Annotated in this window: 15 protein-coding genes, 1 tRNA gene and 1 pseudogene; 6 read left to right on the plus strand and 11 right to left on the minus strand. The window is 43.2% G+C overall.

All coding sequences use genetic code 11. The annotated features are described in order from the left end of the window. Nucleotides 1–131: 131 nt before the first annotated feature. Entirely contained in the window at nucleotides 132–1,592 is a 1,461-nt protein-coding gene (locus ACSC9N_RS01360) for an ATP-binding protein (RefSeq protein WP_125273607.1), read from the minus strand. 303 nt (nucleotides 1,593–1,895) lie between these two features. Then, nucleotides 1,896–2,660, minus strand: a complete 765-nt coding sequence (gene ompR, locus ACSC9N_RS01365; RefSeq protein WP_004691545.1) for an osmolarity response regulator transcription factor OmpR — start codon at nucleotides 2,658–2,660, stop codon at nucleotides 1,896–1,898. Between the two features lie 336 nt (nucleotides 2,661–2,996). On the opposite strand from ompR, the gene ACSC9N_RS01370 reads away from it, so the two are divergent. Further along, on the plus strand, nucleotides 2,997–5,348 hold the full coding sequence (locus ACSC9N_RS01370) for a Tex family protein (RefSeq protein WP_395475013.1): 2,352 nt from the start codon (nucleotides 2,997–2,999) through the stop codon (nucleotides 5,346–5,348). Between the two features lie 56 nt (nucleotides 5,349–5,404). Here the strand turns inward: ACSC9N_RS01370 and ACSC9N_RS01375 are convergent, their stop codons facing one another. From ACSC9N_RS01375 to ACSC9N_RS01390, 4 genes are all read right to left on the minus strand, one after another. Continuing rightward, on the minus strand, nucleotides 5,405–5,722 hold the full coding sequence (locus tag ACSC9N_RS01375) for a hypothetical protein (RefSeq protein ID WP_058870435.1): 318 nt from the start codon (nucleotides 5,720–5,722) through the stop codon (nucleotides 5,405–5,407). 94 nt (nucleotides 5,723–5,816) lie between these two features. Continuing rightward, on the minus strand, nucleotides 5,817–6,140 hold the full coding sequence (locus ACSC9N_RS01380) for a hypothetical protein (RefSeq protein ID WP_058870434.1): 324 nt from the start codon (nucleotides 6,138–6,140) through the stop codon (nucleotides 5,817–5,819). Between the two features lie 131 nt (nucleotides 6,141–6,271). Further along, nucleotides 6,272–7,147 carry an SDR family NAD(P)-dependent oxidoreductase gene (locus tag ACSC9N_RS01385; protein WP_238893368.1) on the minus strand — a complete coding sequence of 292 codons (876 nt, stop codon included), beginning with the start codon at nucleotides 7,145–7,147 and terminating at the stop codon, nucleotides 6,272–6,274. 320 nt (nucleotides 7,148–7,467) lie between these two features. Continuing rightward, complete coding sequence (locus ACSC9N_RS01390) at nucleotides 7,468–8,745, minus strand: O-acetylhomoserine aminocarboxypropyltransferase/cysteine synthase family protein (RefSeq protein ID WP_234304410.1); 1,278 nt, start codon at nucleotides 8,743–8,745, stop codon at nucleotides 7,468–7,470. Between the two features lie 295 nt (nucleotides 8,746–9,040). Here ACSC9N_RS01390 and ettA point away from each other — a divergent pair, with 295 nt between their 5' ends. Next, nucleotides 9,041–10,702 carry an energy-dependent translational throttle protein EttA gene (gene ettA / locus ACSC9N_RS01395; protein ID WP_004978114.1) on the plus strand — a complete coding sequence of 554 codons (1,662 nt, stop codon included), beginning with the start codon at nucleotides 9,041–9,043 and terminating at the stop codon, nucleotides 10,700–10,702. A 66-nt stretch (nucleotides 10,703–10,768) separates the two neighbouring features. On the opposite strand, the gene ACSC9N_RS01400 is transcribed toward ettA, so the two are convergent. The 5 genes from ACSC9N_RS01400 to ACSC9N_RS01420 form a co-directional block, all read right to left on the minus strand. After that, nucleotides 10,769–11,572 (minus strand): DUF4198 domain-containing protein, encoded by an 804-nt coding sequence (locus ACSC9N_RS01400; protein ID WP_395475014.1) that lies wholly within the window; start codon nucleotides 11,570–11,572, stop codon nucleotides 10,769–10,771. 150 nt (nucleotides 11,573–11,722) lie between these two features. After that, the gene (locus tag ACSC9N_RS01405; protein ID WP_010327661.1) at nucleotides 11,723–12,064 is read right to left on the minus strand and encodes a membrane protein; all 342 of its coding nucleotides are present in this window, start codon (nucleotides 12,062–12,064) and stop codon (nucleotides 11,723–11,725) included. Between the two features lie 152 nt (nucleotides 12,065–12,216). Beyond that, nucleotides 12,217–12,292, minus strand: a tRNA-Glu gene (locus ACSC9N_RS01410). A 92-nt stretch (nucleotides 12,293–12,384) separates the two neighbouring features. Beyond that, nucleotides 12,385–13,893 (minus strand): glutamate--tRNA ligase, encoded by a 1,509-nt coding sequence (gene gltX, locus ACSC9N_RS01415; protein WP_395475015.1) that lies wholly within the window; start codon nucleotides 13,891–13,893, stop codon nucleotides 12,385–12,387. Between the two features lie 148 nt (nucleotides 13,894–14,041). Next, nucleotides 14,042–14,326 carry a hypothetical protein gene (locus ACSC9N_RS01420; RefSeq protein ID WP_395475016.1) on the minus strand — a complete coding sequence of 95 codons (285 nt, stop codon included), beginning with the start codon at nucleotides 14,324–14,326 and terminating at the stop codon, nucleotides 14,042–14,044. 411 nt (nucleotides 14,327–14,737) lie between these two features. Between ACSC9N_RS01420 and ACSC9N_RS01425 the strand changes: the two are divergent. The 4 genes and pseudogenes from ACSC9N_RS01425 to tnpC all read left to right on the plus strand — a co-directional run. Continuing rightward, nucleotides 14,738–15,378, plus strand: a pseudogene (locus ACSC9N_RS01425) (transposase); the annotation flags it as partial. 309 nt (nucleotides 15,379–15,687) lie between these two features. Next, the gene (gene tnpA, locus ACSC9N_RS01430) at nucleotides 15,688–16,071 is read left to right on the plus strand and encodes an IS66-like element accessory protein TnpA (protein WP_098733097.1); all 384 of its coding nucleotides are present in this window, start codon (nucleotides 15,688–15,690) and stop codon (nucleotides 16,069–16,071) included. Continuing rightward, entirely contained in the window at nucleotides 16,068–16,403 is a 336-nt protein-coding gene (gene tnpB, locus ACSC9N_RS01435; RefSeq protein WP_004282310.1) for an IS66 family insertion sequence element accessory protein TnpB, read from the plus strand. The genes tnpA and tnpB overlap by 4 nt, the downstream gene beginning before the upstream one ends. A 74-nt stretch (nucleotides 16,404–16,477) precedes the next feature. Then, a complete protein-coding gene (tnpC, locus tag ACSC9N_RS01440; protein ID WP_004835366.1) occupies nucleotides 16,478–18,082 on the plus strand; it encodes an IS66 family transposase in 1,605 nt (534 codons plus the stop codon). Nucleotides 18,083–18,261: the final 179 nt, after the last annotated feature.

Genomic DNA, 18,261 nt, shown 5'->3' on the forward strand with positions numbered 1-18,261 from the left:
CTAAGGTCTAATTTTTTGAAAAAATGTGGGTATAAGGGATTCTGATGATTTGTAAGTGGTTGAAATATATTTGGTAAAATTAAATTGTTGAATAGTTGAACAAAATCGTTTGATCAACTATTGTACAAAGTTTAAAAATGCTCAACCAAGGTTTGCTTTAATTTTTCGAGTGGATTGTTGCTGGAAATTTCAACATCTTGATTGTGATGAAGAGGTAGCGAAATAATTGCTTCAAGTCCGCCTTGTTCCCGATTATGAATGCTGAGCTGACCTTGGTGAATATCGACAATGCGTTTCACAATGGCGAGACCTAAACCACTGCCTTGAACTGTTCTGGCTTCATTCCCACGCACAAAAGGTTGCATGAGTTCTTCAATTTGATCATCAGGAATACCTTCCCCATGGTCTGCTACGCTAATTAAAATATGTTCATTTTCCACTGTTGCGGAAAGTTCAATCGGCTCAGCACCGTAGCGTTTTGAATTATTAATCAAATTACCAATCAGGCGTTTAAGAGACAGGCTACGTGCCTGAATAATTGGTAATTCAGCAGGTTCAAAACGAATATCCAGCGGTTTGAATTGCACCACCAATTCTTGTAACAGCATATTTAAATCGGTGTCTTGGATTTCCTCATCCGAACCATCACGCATATAGGAAATGAACTGATTTAAGATCGCGTCCATATCTTCAACGTCATAAATCAGTCCTTCTTTTAAAAAATCATCATCGGGCATCATTTCTGCACTGAGTCGAATACGGGTCAGTGGGGTGCGTAAGTCATGTGAAATCCCTGCCAACATAATCCGGCGGTCACGTTCAGTCTGATCTAGGGTGTAGATCATGTGATTAAACGCTTGGTTGACCTCACGAATTTCTTGGGGGCCGTGATTGGTCTCTAAATACGGCGCTGTGCCTGTTTTACTATAACTGTTGGCAGCATTTTGCAGACGACGCAGCGGGCGATTGAGCTGACGAACCAAGGTTAAAATAATGGCTGCTGCAATAAGGGGTACGCCAAGCAGCCAACCGAAAATTAACTCAGGGCTGTAGTTGGCATAAGTTTTCAGTGGTTCCCGTACCCAGTTGCCGTTCATTTCAGGCGTTTGAATCCAAATGCGCGGGCTAGGTTTAAATTGGAAATATACTGTGGCATGTTCGACTTTTAATTCTTTGGCCAGCTTTGCTTCAATTTGGTTGGTAAAGAACTCGGCAATCACCTTATCTTTAACATTGGGGTATTCTTTGGGATCGGTGACGTATTCAATGCCAACTCGGCTTCTTAACCAGTCATCGACATCGACTTCAGTATTTTGATGATAAATCCGTAAATCGGGGTTGTTGAGAATTTCTATTTCAACAGCAAGATAGCGAGCATGTTGTTGGATTTCTGGAAGATATAAGGTTCGCCAAAAGAACCACAAGGACATAAATAAACTGAAAAACACAATGAAAAGTACCAGTACGGTGGTACGCATGGCAGCAGAGCGCGGCTTGATTTTATCTAAAAAGCGTTCCCAACGCGTGCGTTTCCGTTCTGAATACGCTTCGTAATCTGTAAATTTTTGAGGGTCGATGGGTTCGAGTTTCACGTGATTTCCTGTTTCTATGTAAGAGACATAGTTCAATGGTGACAGGTATGCGATACGCGAAAAGTCATCTGCAATTGTTCGAGGCAGGAGGTCTGGGTGTTATAAAGTTTCTGCGAGCATGATGTTGAAATGCAGAAATATGCCGAGTTTTGCAGATGACAATGGTTTTGCTTACTTTTGTCGAAACAAAAGTAAGGCGAACCGCAGGTTAATCGATAAAGTTGAGCTTAATTTTAGGACTCCGTCGTGCTGATTATTGCTACTCAGCTTAAAAAGACCGAAGCCGTATTTTTCAATTTTGAATTATTCCGCGCCATCTGGAACGAACACATAACCTACACCCCAAACCGTTTGAATATAACGTGCACGAGCAGGGTTTTCTTCTACAAGACGACGTAGGCGCGATACTTGAACATCAATTGAACGTTCCATTGCGCCCCATTCACGGCCACGCGCAAGGTTCATCAATTTGTCGCGAGTTAAAGGCTCACGTGGATGTTGTACCAAGGCTTTCAGTACCGCAAACTCACCTGTAGTTAGGGTCACGACTTGACCTTCACGCGTTAGGGTACGTGTTGATAAATCAAGTGACCATGGTCCAAAGCTGACCACTTCCATTTGTTGGCTTGGTGCACCTGGAACTTCACGCACTTGGCGGCGCAGTACGGCGCGAATACGTGCTAACAACTCATTTGGATTAAATGGTTTCGGTAAATAGTCATCTGCACCCGCTTCTAGACCTGCAATACGGTCTGAGTCACTGCCACGTGCGGTGAGCATAATAATAGGCGTATCGATATTGGATTGGCGTAGACGACGGCAGATACTTAAACCATCTTCAACAGGGAGCATGAAGTCGAGCACAATCAGTGAAAACAGTTCGCGCTGTAAGAGACGATCCATTTGGGTTGCGTCATGCGCTGTTTTCACCACAAAGCCTTTATCTTCTAAAAAGCGTTGGAGTAGCGTACGTAAACGCACATCGTCATCTACCACTAAAATGCGTTCAACGCGATCTGCATCGCTATGTACAGCATCTGTTTTTTCAGCAGGTACAACTAAACTCATTGAAGTGCTCCTTTATTCTTTATTGTCATCGTAAACAAAAGTCGGGATAGTCTTGAGTATACGACTCATTTGTATGTCTTTACTATGCTCTAAAGCAACAAGTATTGCAGGTAAAATCAAGACATAGATACCAAATGTATACATCTTAGCCCATAGAAAAAAATGGCAAAGAATACCTAAAAATAAGATTTAACACTGAAAATGAGATGGATTTATGAAATTTGCCTGAAATATGTCACATTTAAGCCATTAAATTAATAAAAACAGTTGTGGATTTTATAGTCTCGGTCTTTATAATCATGGCTTTTAGTACATATCCTTGTGGGATCACATACGATGACTGACTTAGTTCAGCAGTTGGCAAAAGAAATTGCCGTACGTCCAAATCAAATCGAGGCTGCCATCAAGTTGATTGATGAAGGTGCTAGCGTTCCATTTATTGCGCGTTACCGTAAAGAAGTCACGCAAGGCTTAGATGATGCGCAGTTACGTCAGCTCGATACACGTTTGGCTTATTTACGTGACTTATTTGAACGTCGCGACAAGGTAATTGAATCATTAAAAGAACAAGACAAATTGTCTGATGATTTATTGGCACGTGTAAATGCTGCTGAAACTAAAAATGCCTTAGAAGAAATTTACGCACCCTACCGTCCAAAACGGACCAGTAAATCATTTAAAGCCAAAGAAGCAGGCTTAGGCCCGATTGCAGAGAAAATCTTTGCAGAAGCGGTTGATCCAGCTGAAGCATTGGCAGGCTTTAGCCATGAAGATTATCTAGATTTAGAAAGTCAGTTGGATGCGATTCAACATATTTTAATTGATGACTGGGCGCAGAACATTGCACTGACCACTGAACTTAAGGCCACGTTTGCAAAAACGGCCACTTTAAAAAGTTTAGTGGCAAGTGATGAGAAAAAAGAAGTTGGCAAAAAATTCCGCGATTACTTCGATTTTTCTGAAAATTTAAACAAAGTCCCATCACACCGTTTATTGGCCATGTTACGTGGTCGTCAAGAAAACGTTTTAGGTTTAAAAGTTGATGGCGAAGATGATGCACTATTGGCGCGTATTGAAACAGAATACAGCCTTGAAACTGCACAGCCGCAAGCACGTCAAGATTACTTAAAACAAACGGCTAAATTGTTCTGGTTAGGTAAGGTTCGTCCAAGCATCGAACATTCGTTGCTCACCGAAAAACGTCTTTCAGCTGAATCTGAAGCAATGGATGTTTTCGCTGAAAACTTACGTCATTTGTTGCTGTCTGCACCTGCGGGCGCACGTACAACATTGGGTGTAGATCCTGGCATCCGTACAGGAGTGAAATTGGCTGTGGTGAATGCATCAGGTGATGTACTTGCACATAGTACGATTTATCCATTTGCACCTAAAGATGATAAAGCGGGTTCAATTGCAGAACTTGCCCGTTTATGCCGCGAGTTCAATGTTGACCTGATTGCCATTGGCAATGGTACAGCAAGCCGTGAAACAGAAAGCGTTGTGGCTGAAATGATGGCTGCAAATAGCGATCTTAAATTGACGCGTGTTTCTGTATCAGAAGCCGGTGCATCGGTTTATTCAGCATCTGAATTGGCTTCTGCGGAGTTACCAGAGCTAGATGTGTCGATTCGTGGTGCAGTGTCGATTGCACGTCGTTTACAAGACCCATTGGCTGAACTGGTGAAAATCGATCCAAAATCGATTGGTGTAGGTCAGTACCAACATGATGTGAACCAAACTGGTTTAGCGAAAACCCTTGAAGCAGTCGTTGAAGACTGCGTGAACTCGGTAGGTGTGGATGTTAATACTGCATCATCTGCTATCTTGGGTTATATTGCCGGTTTGAATAAGTCGATTGCGCAGCAAATTGTCGATTTTCGTAAAGAAAATGGCCGTTTTGACAACCGCCAAGATTTGAAAAAAGTGCCACGTTTAGGCGAGCGTACTTTTGAACAAGCAGCAGGTTTCTTACGTATTCAAGATGGTTCAGAGCCACTAGATGCTTCTGCTGTTCACCCAGAGTCTTATGCGCTGGTGGGTAAAATTGTTGAAGCGAAAGCGACGACAGTGAAGGATATCATTGGTAACTCTGAAATCATTCGCCAAGTGAATGCTGAAGAATTTGCAGATGAGAAATTTGGTTTACCAACCATTCAAGATGTACTGTCTGAACTGGAAAAACCAGGTCGTGATCCGCGTCCAGAGTTCCGTACAGCAAAATTCCGTGAAGACATTACGGAAGTTGCGCAACTGACTGAAGGCATGCAGCTTGAAGGTGTCGTGACCAATGTAACGAACTTCGGTGCTTTTGTGGATGTGGGTGTACATCAAGATGGTTTAGTTCATATTTCAGAGTTGGCCAATGAATTCGTTGCAGATCCGCATAAAGTGGTGAAGCCGGGGCAAATTGTGCAAGTACGTGTACTCACTGTAGATGCTGAGCGTAATCGTGTGAATTTGTCGATGCGCCCTGAAGGTGCTGAAGCGCCTAAAGCTCCACGTCAACCACGTCGTGAAAATACAGAGCGTAGTGAACGTAAACCACAAGGTAAACGTCCACAACAAGCACGTCCGCAAGGCGAGCGTGCTCAAACAAACAAGAAGCCGCAAACGGCTAAACCTCAAGAAAATAAAATTGGTGGTTTAGGTGCATTGTTACTTCAAGCAGGCATTAAAGGTTCGAAATAATCTTTAAGATTTGAATAAAAAAACCTCCCAAGTGGGAGGTTTTTTTATGGTTACTTTTATCCGTTGATGATGGGCACGATCCAAGTGGTGATAATCAGCATAATGCCAAAGTGCCCAAGCTTTCGGCAAACTTTGACAAAGGTAGGAGCGGGTTGTTCCAGTCGAGTGGCATAATCTTTGAGGCTTATGGCTTGGGTACTGCGGCTATGCCACAGGAAAACAGCAAGATCGATACAGATTAGAATCGTCCCGACATTGGCCACGATATCCATCATCACATAATCTTGTAAATACAGGCTACTGCCTACTCGGTAGCAGAGATAAATCGCAAAAGCGATACACACATATTGCAGTACGAAAGTAAAAGCGCGCATAAATTCACAAAATAAAAAAAGACGGCTGTTTATAACACAAAAAGTAGAAGGGTCACGTCGTCTTTATCTTTTGTCCACAAAAAAGGTATGAGTCTTAACTGATTAGGCTTTGTCCAATCAGGCTGGAAAAAATGGAGACTAACCCTATTTTTGAAAAAATATTGCTATATATGCTTGGGGGTTGTGAAGTTGGCCCAGTTTCTGTTTCTAGTGAGCGTATTTCACTCGTTAGTGGGGTAGTCTGTTGTGGTGCGCGTTGGCTCTTAAAGCCAAATTCGAGCAAGATCATCAGCAAACCACCATGAATCAGCACTTGCCAGATTGAAATATGAGAGAGGGTAAGTTCTGTATATAGATTAAAAGTGGTAATTGCAGCAAAGATGAAGCAAAAAAGCTTGAATAAATAAAGTGCCTGCATTTCTTTTCCCCTTTTATTGTTGCTCTTATGGTGGACTTTTTTTCTTAAGCGAATATTAAGGACTATAAAAGAGTGGTGAAAAATTTAGTTACCCAACCTTTAATCAAAGGTTGGGTAACTTGTAAGAAAACTTACCAGTGTTCACCTGGGAACAAGCGTGCATATGCTTTTTGTACCCAGTTGAGTTTTTGCTGTTCGCCCACAGACGCGGTAGAACTTGGGAATAAGTTATAACCAATCGACATGAGCTTATTGTTGATGTCTGGTGCGATTGAATAAGTGATTGATGCCAAACGACCTAAGTTAGTTGCCACTTTCTTCGGGCGTTTCACAATCGCATAAGCAACCAGATCTGCTGCTTGTTCAGGCGAAAGAGTCGGAACGTATTTATAAATTTTTGTTGGCGCAATCATTGGCGTACGTACCAAAGGCATATACACCGAAGTAATCGCAATTTTATGTGAATGCACTTCAGCAGAAAGACAGCGACTGAATGCATCTAATGCGGCTTTAGACGCCACATAAGCCGAGAAACGAGTGGCATTTGCCAATACACCAATCGAGCTAATGTTAATAATATGCCCATCACGACGAATCATCATTTGTGGCAGGATGTTCATGACTAAACGTACAGCACCAAAGTAGTTGAGCTGCATGGTACGTTCAAAGTCGTGGAAGCGTTCGGCTGACTCATGTACAGCACGGCGGATCGAACGACCTGCGTTATTAATTAAAATATCAATATGATCGACTGAAGCTAAAATCTGCTTAGAGACTTCATCAATCGAGTCTAAATCATTTAAGTCGCATGGAAAAACAGAGGCTGAACCACCTTTGGCTTCGATTTCTGCTTTAACTTCTTCTAATGTTTCTTTGGTGCGCGAAACTAAAAGGACGTGTGCTCCTGCGTCAGCCAGTTTGTGCGCAACGGTTAAACCAATACCACTTGAAGCGCCTGTAATTAAGACGGTTTTTCCATTTACACGTTCTTTAAAAAGTCTATCCATTCTTGAATTCACGTTATCATTCCTGATCTAAGTCAAATATTTGAGGGTTATGGCTATTTTTATATTCGATTATTAAGGCTGCATTTTCTGAGAAATGTAGCGGCTTTCCTTCACAGTATAATACCTAAACTGCTTAAAAATATCACGGCATAAGTTATTGAAATAATAAATAAAATTAGAGTAAAAGCTCTATTTTATTTCTTCTAATTACTTGTTTTTACCACGAATTCAAGCGAAGTGAAAGGGCTATAAATATAAAAGACAAGCGTATAAAAAACCTCAATCATGTGATTGAGGTTTTAAGTTTAGCAGTCTGTTTTTTAGACTTGAGCCAAGGCCTGCTCTAAATCTGCAATCAAATCATCAATATGTTCAATACCTACAGATAAACGCACCATATCAAGACTTACTCCAGCAGACTTTAATTCTGCTTCATTCAGTTGGCGATGTGTGGTGGTGGCGGGGTGGCAGGCCAGACTTTTGGCATCGCCAATATTGACCAAGCGAGTGAAGAGTTGTAGTGCATCAATAAAGCGAGTGCCTCCTTCACGGCCATCTTGTACCCCAAAGGATAAAATTGCCGAAGGTTTTCCTTTGACATATTTTTGCGCTAAGCCATGCTGAGGGTGATCTTTCAGGCCGGCATAGTTGACCCATTGTACTTTAGGGTGTTGCTGTAAATATTCAGCCACTTTCTGCGCATTTTCAGTATGACGTTCCATACGCAGGTTCAGCGTTTCTAAGCCTTGTAGAATCAAGAACACGCTTAACGGACTAATGGCTGCACCGGTATTGCGTAATGGCACCACACGGGCACGTGCGATATAAGCTGCTTCGCCTAAAGCTTCGACATAGTTCACGCCGTGATAGCTTGGGTCTGGCGTATTCAGCACTTTAAAGCGTTCAGGATATTTGCCCCAAGGAAATTTACCGCTATCGACAATCGCACCGCCAATCGAGTTACCATGCCCGCCAATATATTTGGTCAGGGAATGCACCACAATATCTGCCCCATATTCAAACGGTTTCAGCAGCGCAGGAGTTGCGACAGTATTATCGACCACCACAGGCACACCATATTCATGTGCGATTTTGGCAATCGCTTCTAGGTCAATGATGTTGCCAAGTGGATTGCCAATCGATTCAACAAAGACCAACTTGGTTTTTTCATCAATTAAACCGCGGAGGGCTTCTGGATCTTGATAATCAAAGAAACGGACTTCAATGCCTTGTTTCGGTAGAGTGTGGGCAAACAGGTTATAGGTGCCACCGTACAAGGTTGAAACAGAAGCAATGTTGTCGCCTGCTTCGGTAATGGTTTGAATGGCATAGGTGATGGCAGCCATGCCAGAGGCTAAGGCCAACGCGCCAATTCCCCCTTCGAGTGCGGCTAAACGTTGTTCTAGCACCGCAGTGGTCGGGTTCATAATTCGAGTATAAATATTGCCTTGTACTTTAAGGTCAAATAAATCCGCACCATGTTGCGTATTATCAAAGGCATAAGACGTAGTTTGATAAATCGGTACTGCCACTGCTTTGGTGGTGGCTTCTGGGCTATAACCAGCATGGATAGCCAAAGTTTCATCTTTATAGGTCATGGGACTTCATCTGCGTGAGTTAAATATTGCACAGTCTACCATCAATGAATATGAGTGAAAGTGTGAAAATAATGAATATTTATCTAAAAAATTCATAAAGATGAGCTGCGAGAAGCTTCTTGTCTGCGGAAAAGTGAGATAAAAAGGGCGTTTAAAAAACAACCGTGCTGAAAGTTGTAACATTGCATTGAAGATCGGTTTCATGCCTTATTTTTTCAACGTATTCATCGTATAATGCCCGCAAATATTTTTTCGCTTCTTGCGATTTTTTGGTTTTTCTATTGAGGAGTCCTACGTGGCCCAATATATTTATACGATGAACCGAGTGTCTAAGATGGTTCCGCCTAAGCGCGAAATCTTAAAAGACATCTCTTTGTCATTTTTCCCGGGTGCAAAAATTGGTGTACTTGGTTTAAACGGTGCAGGTAAATCGACCTTGCTTCGTATTATGGCGGGCGTAGACAAAGATTTCTCTGGCGAAGCGCGTGCGCAACCAGGTATCAAAATCGGTTACCTAGAACAAGAGCCGCCACTTGATCCAAATAAAGATGTGCGTGGAAACGTAGAAGATGGTTTACGTGAACCATTGGATGCTTTGGCGCGTTTGGACGAAGTATTTGCTGAATATGCAGCAGAAGATGCAGACTTTGATGCATTGGCAAAAGAGCAAGAAAAACTTGAAGCAATTATCCATTCATGGGATGCGCATAACCTGAGCAACCAAATGGATCAAGCTGCAGCTGCCTTGAATCTACCAGCTTGGGATGCGGATGTAAGCTTGCTTTCAGGTGGTGAGCGTCGTCGTGTTGCATTGTGTCGTTTGCTTTTATCTAAGCCAGACATGTTACTTCTAGACGAACCAACGAACCACTTGGATGCAGAATCGGTGTCTTGGTTAGAGCGTTTCTTGAAAGACTTTGCCGGCACGATTGTGGCGATTACGCACGACCGTTATTTCTTGGATAACGTGGCGGAATGGATTCTTGAGCTTGACCGCGGTATGGGTATTCCATATCAAGGCAACTATTCTTCTTGGTTAGAGCAAAAGAATGCGCGTCTAGAGCAAGAGAACAAGCAAGAAGAATCTTTTGCTAAAGCATTGAAGAAAGAACTTGAATGGGTTCGTTCAAATGCGAAAGGTCAGCAAAAGAAAAACAAAGCGCGTATGGAGCGTTTTGAAGAGCTTAACTCACGCGAATTCCAACAGCGTAACGAAACTTCTGAAATCTATATTCCACCTGGTCCACGCCTAGGCAATAAAGTCGTAGAAGTGGAAGGGATCAGCAAATCATTTGATGGTCGCGTACTGTACGAAAACCTAAGCTTTACCGTACCACCTACAGCAATTGTGGGTATCGTGGGTCCAAACGGTGCGGGTAAAACCACACTGTTCCGTATGATGACGGGCGAACAACAGCCAGATACAGGTACGGTGACTTTGGGTGAGTCGGTTAAAGTAGCGTATGTGGGGCAGATTCGTGACACCTTAGATAACAACAAAACCGTTTGGGAAGAAGTTTCTGGCGGTTTGGATATCTTAAGAATTGGCGATTATGAAATTGCATCACGTGCTTATATCGGTCGCTTTAACTTTAAAGGTCAAGACCAACAGAAGCGTGTAGGTGAGTTGTCAGGTGGTGAGCGTAACCGTTTACAACTTGCGAAAATCCTGCAAATGGGCGCAAACGTGATCTTACTGGATGAGCCATCGAACGACTTGGATATCGAAACCTTACGTGCACTTGAGGATGCAATTCTTGTATTCCCAGGTACGGTAATGGTAGTGTCGCACGACCGTTGGTTCCTTGACCGTATTGCAACGCACATTTTGTCATTTGAAAACGAACAGCCTGAATTCTACGAAGGTAACTATGCTGAGTATGAAGCCTATCGTTTAGCGCGTTTGGGTGATGCTGCAGTTCAAAAACGCACCAAATACAAGAAAATTGGCGGTTAATACTTCCGTTAATTCAATTAAAAAACCAGCCTTCGGGCTGGTTTTTTTATGCTTAGCAATTGCCGCTTAAGGCGTTTTAGGGGCATTCACTTGTAAGCTAATAATGGTGTAATACTGATTTTTAGGTTTTGCTTTGGCATCGACTTTTTCGCTCACTTCAATCAGGTATTGCCCAGCTTGTGCAAACGTGAGTGTGGCATGGCCTTGTGCGTCGACAGGTGTGCTTTTCGCTTGTTGCTCAAGCTCACCTTGAGCACGAACCATGAGTTCTGCATGCGCTAGGGCTTTGCCTGCTTGAGTAATTTGCAATTGTACAGGCTGTTGCACCGTGATTTGGTTTGGATGGGTTTTGAAGTTGACTTGAATTGGGGCTGGCGTTACAGCAACAGGTGAGGTGCTGTCTTTGCTCACATAGCTTTGAATGCTCCATTCGCGAACCGTAGAGACTTTGCTTGGCACTTTGCCTTTAAAGTCACTTGGAATGACATAGTCACGCTCGCTTAAGGCAGGGACTTTGTCTGCTGCGACATCAGCAAAGATTTTCCATTGACGATTATGTTGTACATATTCAATTGGATATGAGGTCTTGGCAAAAATGGTATAGGTGCCTTTTTCCGGTAGCTTAAGATCAAATGCAGTTGCAGATTCTAAGTGCTTCTGTGCTTGAATCGTAGTCTGTGTTTGGTTTGGCTGGAAAACGCTGAATGAAATATCTTTTAGGGCATATTCAGGATGAAAGGCTTGTTCTGCGTAGGCGCTCAATACAGGAATTTGGGTATTTTCAGTGTGATACGCCAGTGGAGCGACATAGGGTTCATGCGCTTGAGCCACTGAACAGAATAAGAGTGTGCAGAATAGAGCGTTTTTCATAGAGACTAGGCCTAAAAATATTTGGTAAGATAAGGCTTTTGATTATATCGAGAAAAACTAACAGGTGATAATAATTATTATTTATTCTTTGGGTGGATAAAAAGGGGGTGCATAGACTCCCCCTTTTGGATGCAGGTTCTAAGTTAAGGCTTAGATTTCCCACTCATGGTCGCACTCGCGACATTTCCATTTTTTCTGAGACTGCATGAAGCCTTGCATTGAAATCTTAAAATCAGGAAGGTCACGGTAAAATAGGAAGCCTGCAATCACACACACGATGAAAACCACAACCGTTGCAATTTGTAGTGTTGAGCCAGCGCCATCCCCAAATAGCCACATTGCGATGCTAATGAGCACCAAAAGTAATAATACAAAAATGGCTGGAACTAAAAAAACCAGACTTTTAGGCACGACAGGGCGTGTTGCTGGAGCCCCTGCTTGAGCAACAGGCATAATTTTTGGGCTTTGACATTGAGGACAACGATATTGCATTACAACTCCAAAATTCGAATCTATGCTGTATTCTAATCGGATTGGAGCAGAAAGCCAAAAAAGCGTGGTAATGAAGTGCTGATACTTTTGAGGCAATAAAAAACCCAAGTCATAATGCTTGGGTTTTTTACCAGATGTTGCCATCTTAAATATGGCGTCCCTACGGGGATTCGAACCCCGGTTACCGCCGTGAAAGGGCGATGTCCTAGGCCTCTAGACGATAGGGACTTATTGAGGCATCACGTTGAGTGGTTAACACCGTCTCTCTGTGTGAGCGCTATATTAGGGATATAACGCCCATGCGTCAACTAAAAAATCAATTAAGCTTCATCAACTGCGTCATTTTTCGGCAATTTTAGACTTTCATTGATTTTTTCCCAAACTTTTGCTTCTTTTTTGCTTGGACCGCCCACAATTTCAAGGGCATGACGTAAGCGCGCGAAGGTTAAGTCTGGGCCAATGGTGACCATGGTCTGCATAACTGGGGTCGAAGCGGTTGAACCGGCAATCGCAATAAAGAACGCTGGCATAAAGTCACGGAGCTTAATTTCCATTTGGCTAGCTAAGTCCATCAAGGTTTGACTTACGGTGTCATTGTTCCATGTGAACATGCTTTCCAAACGCCAAATCGCAAATTGCAGACTTTGACGAACCTGCTCTTCGCTCAGTTTCTTGCTTTCAAACTGTTCTTTGGTCAAGCTTGGGAATTGGTTAAAGTAATGCGCAGACCAATTCACCGCTTCTGAAAGTAAGTTGATACGAGGTTGAATCGCTGCGGCGATGTCTTCGAGCATCTTACGATCTGCTTTCCATGCCAATAAAGTATCTAACAGTTCAGCAGGGCTTAAGCCTTTGATCCATTGACCATTGAGCCAATTCAGTTTTTCCACATCAAAAATTGGACCACCGAGGGATACACGTTGAATATCAAAGTGTTCAATCATCTCGGCCAATGTGAATTTTTCGCGTTCATCTGGCATCGACCAGCCCATGCGGCCTAAGTAGTTCAACAAGGCTTCAGGCAAAACACCAATATTTTTGTAGTAGTTAATAGAGGTTGGGTTCTTACGTTTCGACAGTTTTGATTTGTCTGGGTTACGTAGTAATGGCATATGACCCAGTACAGGCATTTCCCAACCAAAGTATTGATACAGCAACTGATGTTTAGGTGCAGAAGGCAGCCATTCTTCGCCACGGAAAACGTGGGTAATTTGCATCAAATGGTCATCCACCACATTGGCAAGGTGATAGGTCGGTAAACCATCTGTTTTAAGTAAGACTTGCATGTCCACTTGTGCCCAAGGGATTTCTACTTCCCCTCGCAGTAAGTCATTGACTGTACAAATGCCTTCTTCGGGCACTTTCATACGAATCACGTGTGGCTCACCTGCAGCAAGACGATTTTGGACTTCTTCAGCAGATAATTTTAAACCACGACCATCGTACTTTGGTGTTTCACCACGGGCCTGTTGTTCTGCACGCATTTGATCCAACTCTTCGCTCGTAGCAAAGCAGTAGAACGCATGACCTTTTTCAACCAAATCCAGTGCATATTGCTTATAAATATGCATGCGTTCAGACTGGCGATATGGCGCATGTGGCCCGCCAATGTCTGGACCTTCAGACCAATTCAATCCTAACCAACGCAGTGAATCTAAAATCATTTTTTCAGATTCAGGAGTCGAACGAAGTTGGTCGGTATCTTCAATCCGCAGAATAAATTCACCACCATGTTGCTTGGCATAGCATAAGTTAAATAACGCAATATACGCTGTGCCCACATGCGGGAAGCCAGTTGGAGAGGGTGCAATACGAGTACGAACAGTCATAGCCAATTATGATTCAGAATGTAAATTGAGGTCTATTATAACGAAAAAGCCCGACCACTTAATGCTTAATTCAACATTCAGTGATCAGGCTTTAGTACGCAAATGTCATAACTTGAGAGTGGTTACGACACTGTGGCTTATTTTTAGTTTAGAGGAACAATGATTGCACAAAACGGCTAAAGCGCTGGTTTTGTGTAGCAAAGAAATTTTGTGTCGGTGCAACTTTGATTGAGGTCATGATTTTTAAATCATTATCCGTCATCGTGGTTCGGTCACTGCCTTTTTGTTGACTGAGCGCTTTTTCAATCAACGATGTTTTCTCAGTGGGCATCGTCGCTTTGTCATTGCTTTGAATGGCTGCACTATGTCCCAGTTGGCTAAAACAAGCCAAGCCGATACTCAACGTAAAGGTATGTAAAAATGTTGCTTTCATGTCCTTTTCCCCCCTCTCAACATGGTATTGGAACAGATTTTTATTAAAGTCATTGGTAATCTAGTTTCAATTTAACCGATTTCACAAATAAAAAAGTAGAACTGTGTCACATAATTTACAAAATTATAAACAAATTTGGGCTAAATTGACATTTAAACATCAAATATAAATCATTTGGCTTTTTGTACCAAATAACTGTGGAGATAGCATGGAGATTTTGAGCTTGATCTGTGGAGGGTGGATATGGGTTATCCTTAAAAGTGCACAAAATAGTCCTTTTAGAGATATCTTTTTATCAGTATAGCCGTAAAACCTCGCCTTCAGGGTATAGGTATCTATGATCCTAGCCAAAATAATGGACAGCACGTCCCTCTAAAGATAACGTAACTTTAATCTTTGGAGATTCAAGAAATGGCTAAACGTTTTAGTCCTGAATTTAAACAGCAAGCGATTGATTATGCACTTTCAAACCCCCACGAACCTATAGCTGCAATCGCCCAGAAATTAGGTGTTGGTTATTCAACATTGGATAAATGGATTCGTGAAGCCAATCCAGTGGGTTCAAGCAAACGCCAACTTTCATCAGAACAACAGCGGATTTTAGAATTAGAGAAAGAAGTCAAACAGCTCAGGGACGCCAATGACATCTTAAAAAAAGCGCATGTGTACTTTCTGACAGATCATGCCAAGAAAAGTACACGGTAATTCAAGATCTGGATGTGAATGAAGTCACTGTATCTTCTGCCTGTAAATGCCTGGGTGTCAGCACTTCAGGCTATTATGCCTGGCGAAAATGCCAGGCCAATCTAGCGCAGAAATATAATGATTTAAAAGCCGTATATTGGCAGCATCATGCACGATTGGGTGCACCTTCATTGGTACATGACATGCATGATTTAGGTTACAGCATGAGCGAACGAACCGTTGGAAGAATGCTTAAAAAGCTTGGTTTACGTAGCAGGATTGCACGTAAATACAAGCATACGACTGATTCAAACCATCGTTTGCCTACAGCGCCTAACTTGTTGGATCGTCAATTTGGCGTTGGTCAATTGAAAGCTACTTCAAGCTTCTAAAACAAGCGGGTCATGATGTTGAATCGTGGCTCCAAACGACCCCTCAAGCAATTTTAAGAAAACTACTTGTTGCGAGTATGGCCTGCGTACTGACATGGCGAATACAACGCTGTAATGATGAACAAACTACTCGAGTAAGAGCCGTACTAACACGACTATCTGGGCGACAGCAAAAGCGAGGGAAAAGAGAAAGTGCACCGTAAGCGTCCGCTGAACACACCTTATGAATTCATCCTATAAGCCTTAATTTAGTCCCCACTTAAAAACAAGTGGGGACTAAAATTTATGACTACAAATAACCAGACATCCATCGCATCTCTTGCGAAAAAACGAAGAACATACAGTGCTGAATTTAAACAGCAGATCGTTCAGGCTTGTAAAGCACCGGACGTTTCAATTGCTTCGGTCGCTTTGCAACATGGATTGAATACAAATCTTGTATCCAAATGGATTCGCTTAATTGATGCTAAGCCAGGGAATGATCGCTCACCACTACCGAATAAACCTGCATTTATTGCCTTATCCTGCTCTGCACCATTAGATCCTACTCCTACTGACATATTAACGGTTCAAATTACTTTACCCCACTCAAAAGCAGAAATTGGCTTGAAATGGCAAGTATCAAAAATATCTGCTTTAGCAGAATTACTCAAGGCACTGGCAACATGATCCGTATCGATGAAATCTGGTTGTCTACCCAGCCCATGGACATGCGAGCAGGAATGGATACGGCCATGGCTCAGGTGGTGAGAGCCTTTGGCTACATCAAACCGCATTGTGCTTACCTGTTCTGTAATAAACGTGGCCATCGCATGAAAGTACTGGTGCATGATGGACTGGGGATCTGGCTGTGTGCCCGGCGGCTGGAACAGGGCAAATTTCACTGGGCTAAAGTTCACCAGGGTGAAAGCGTAGCCCTCAGCCCGGAACAGTTACAGGCACTGATCCAGGGTTTGCCCTGGCAGCGCATTGGACAACAGCAGGTAGTGACGATGCTCTAAACCAGGCTGCTACATTCTGCTATTCTCCAAACGTTCTATTTCCTCTGCGTCATGACCTCAGGCATACTGCGGTCATGAATACGCTGCCTGACTTAAGCCAACTGACCCATGAACAACTGCTGGAATTTACCAGACAGTTGGCAATGCAGCATCAACAACTCGCAGAAGATAACCAACAATTAGATACCAAAGTTCAGCATCTTGAAGCATGCAACCAACATCTTTCCATTCTCAATCAAAAATACGAGCATGAACTGGCGCTGTTTAAAAAGCACAAATTCGGCAGTAAAAACGAACATCTCACCGCAAAACAAATCCATCTCTGGGATGAAGCGGTCGAAGAAGATATTGCAGCCGTTGATCTAGAATTAGAACGATTAAATGCAGATAAAACCGATGCAGCGACACAGAAAGCCACAGTCAACAAACCTAAACGTCGACTGCTACCCGATCATCTACACACCATCCGTATTGAGCATGAACCTGCATCAACCCAATGCAGTTGTGGCTGCCAGTTACGTCGTATCGGCGAAGATATCAGTGAAAAACTGCATTTCAGACCGGCACAGTTCTATAAGGAACAGCATGTACGTGGCAAATGGGTCTGTGATCAGTGTGACACCCTGACTCAGCAAGCGATGCCCGCCTATGTGATTGATAAAGGTATTGCCAGTCCTGAACTGCTCAGCCATGTGCTGGTATCGAAGTATGCCGATCATTTGCCGCTGTACCGTCAGCGCCTGATCTATCAGCGGGCGGGCATTGATCTGTCCAGATCCACGTTATCTGACTGGATTGGTCGCTGCGGTGTAGAACTGGAACCTCTGGCCAATGCCTTAAAACAGGTGATGCTGCAACAGCGGGTGATCCATGCCGATGAAACGCCGGTCACCATTATGCGGATGGGTGAGAATGAGAAAAAACCGAAGAAAGGTTATGTCTGGGCCTATGCCACCACACAGTACAATCCAGTTCAGGCAGTGATCTATGACTTTCAGGATAGTCGTTCAGGTCAGCATGCTGAAGCGTTCCTGAATGGCTGGCAGGGTCATCTGGTCTGTGACGATTACAGTGGTTATAAAGCACGCTTTAAATCAGGCCAGGTCATTGAGGTGGGCTGCATGGCGCATGCACGTCGTAAATTCCATGAGCTACATGTGACTGGGAAAAGTCAGATCGCTGAACAGGCATTACTGATGATTCAGAAACTGTATGCGATAGAAGCAGAACTCAGGAAAAAGACCGATAGTACAGCAGAACACCGCCGCGAATACCGACAACAGCACAGCCAACCGGTGATGCAACAACTGTATGAATGGCTCAACCAACATTATCTGACGGTGCCATCGAGTTCTCCAACCGCCAAGGCCATCAATTACAGTTTTAAGCGTTGGCCAGCTTTAAGCCGCTATCTGGATGATGGCAATCTACCCATTGACAATAACTGGGCAGAGAACTCAATGCGCCCCTGGGCCTTGGGACGAAAGAACTGGCTATTTGCAGGTTCGCTGCGCAGTGGTCAACGAGCAGCCAATATCATGACTTTAATCCAGTCAGCAAAGCTGAATGGGCTGGATCCGTATGCCTATTTAAGTGATGTGCTGAAAAGGCTGCCGACACATAAAGCGACCCAAATAGAAGAATTACTGCCACATCGCTGGAAATCCAACTCAAATTAAAAAATAGGCATGGGGTTCAGCGGACGCTTACAGTGCACCATCAATACTTGCTGGACTTTCAATCTTATTAAACACCTTGAAGCTACTGGAAAGTTATTCGGTGGATGAGTTAAAGGAAATGGCTAAAATTGCGTTGGGGTATCCACACGAAGATGTGTAGATACCTATACCTTCAGGGC

Origin of the sequence: Acinetobacter sp. PC34 (genome assembly GCF_051789135.1) — a bacterium.
Classification (GTDB): domain Bacteria; phylum Pseudomonadota; class Gammaproteobacteria; order Pseudomonadales; family Moraxellaceae; genus Acinetobacter; species Acinetobacter johnsonii.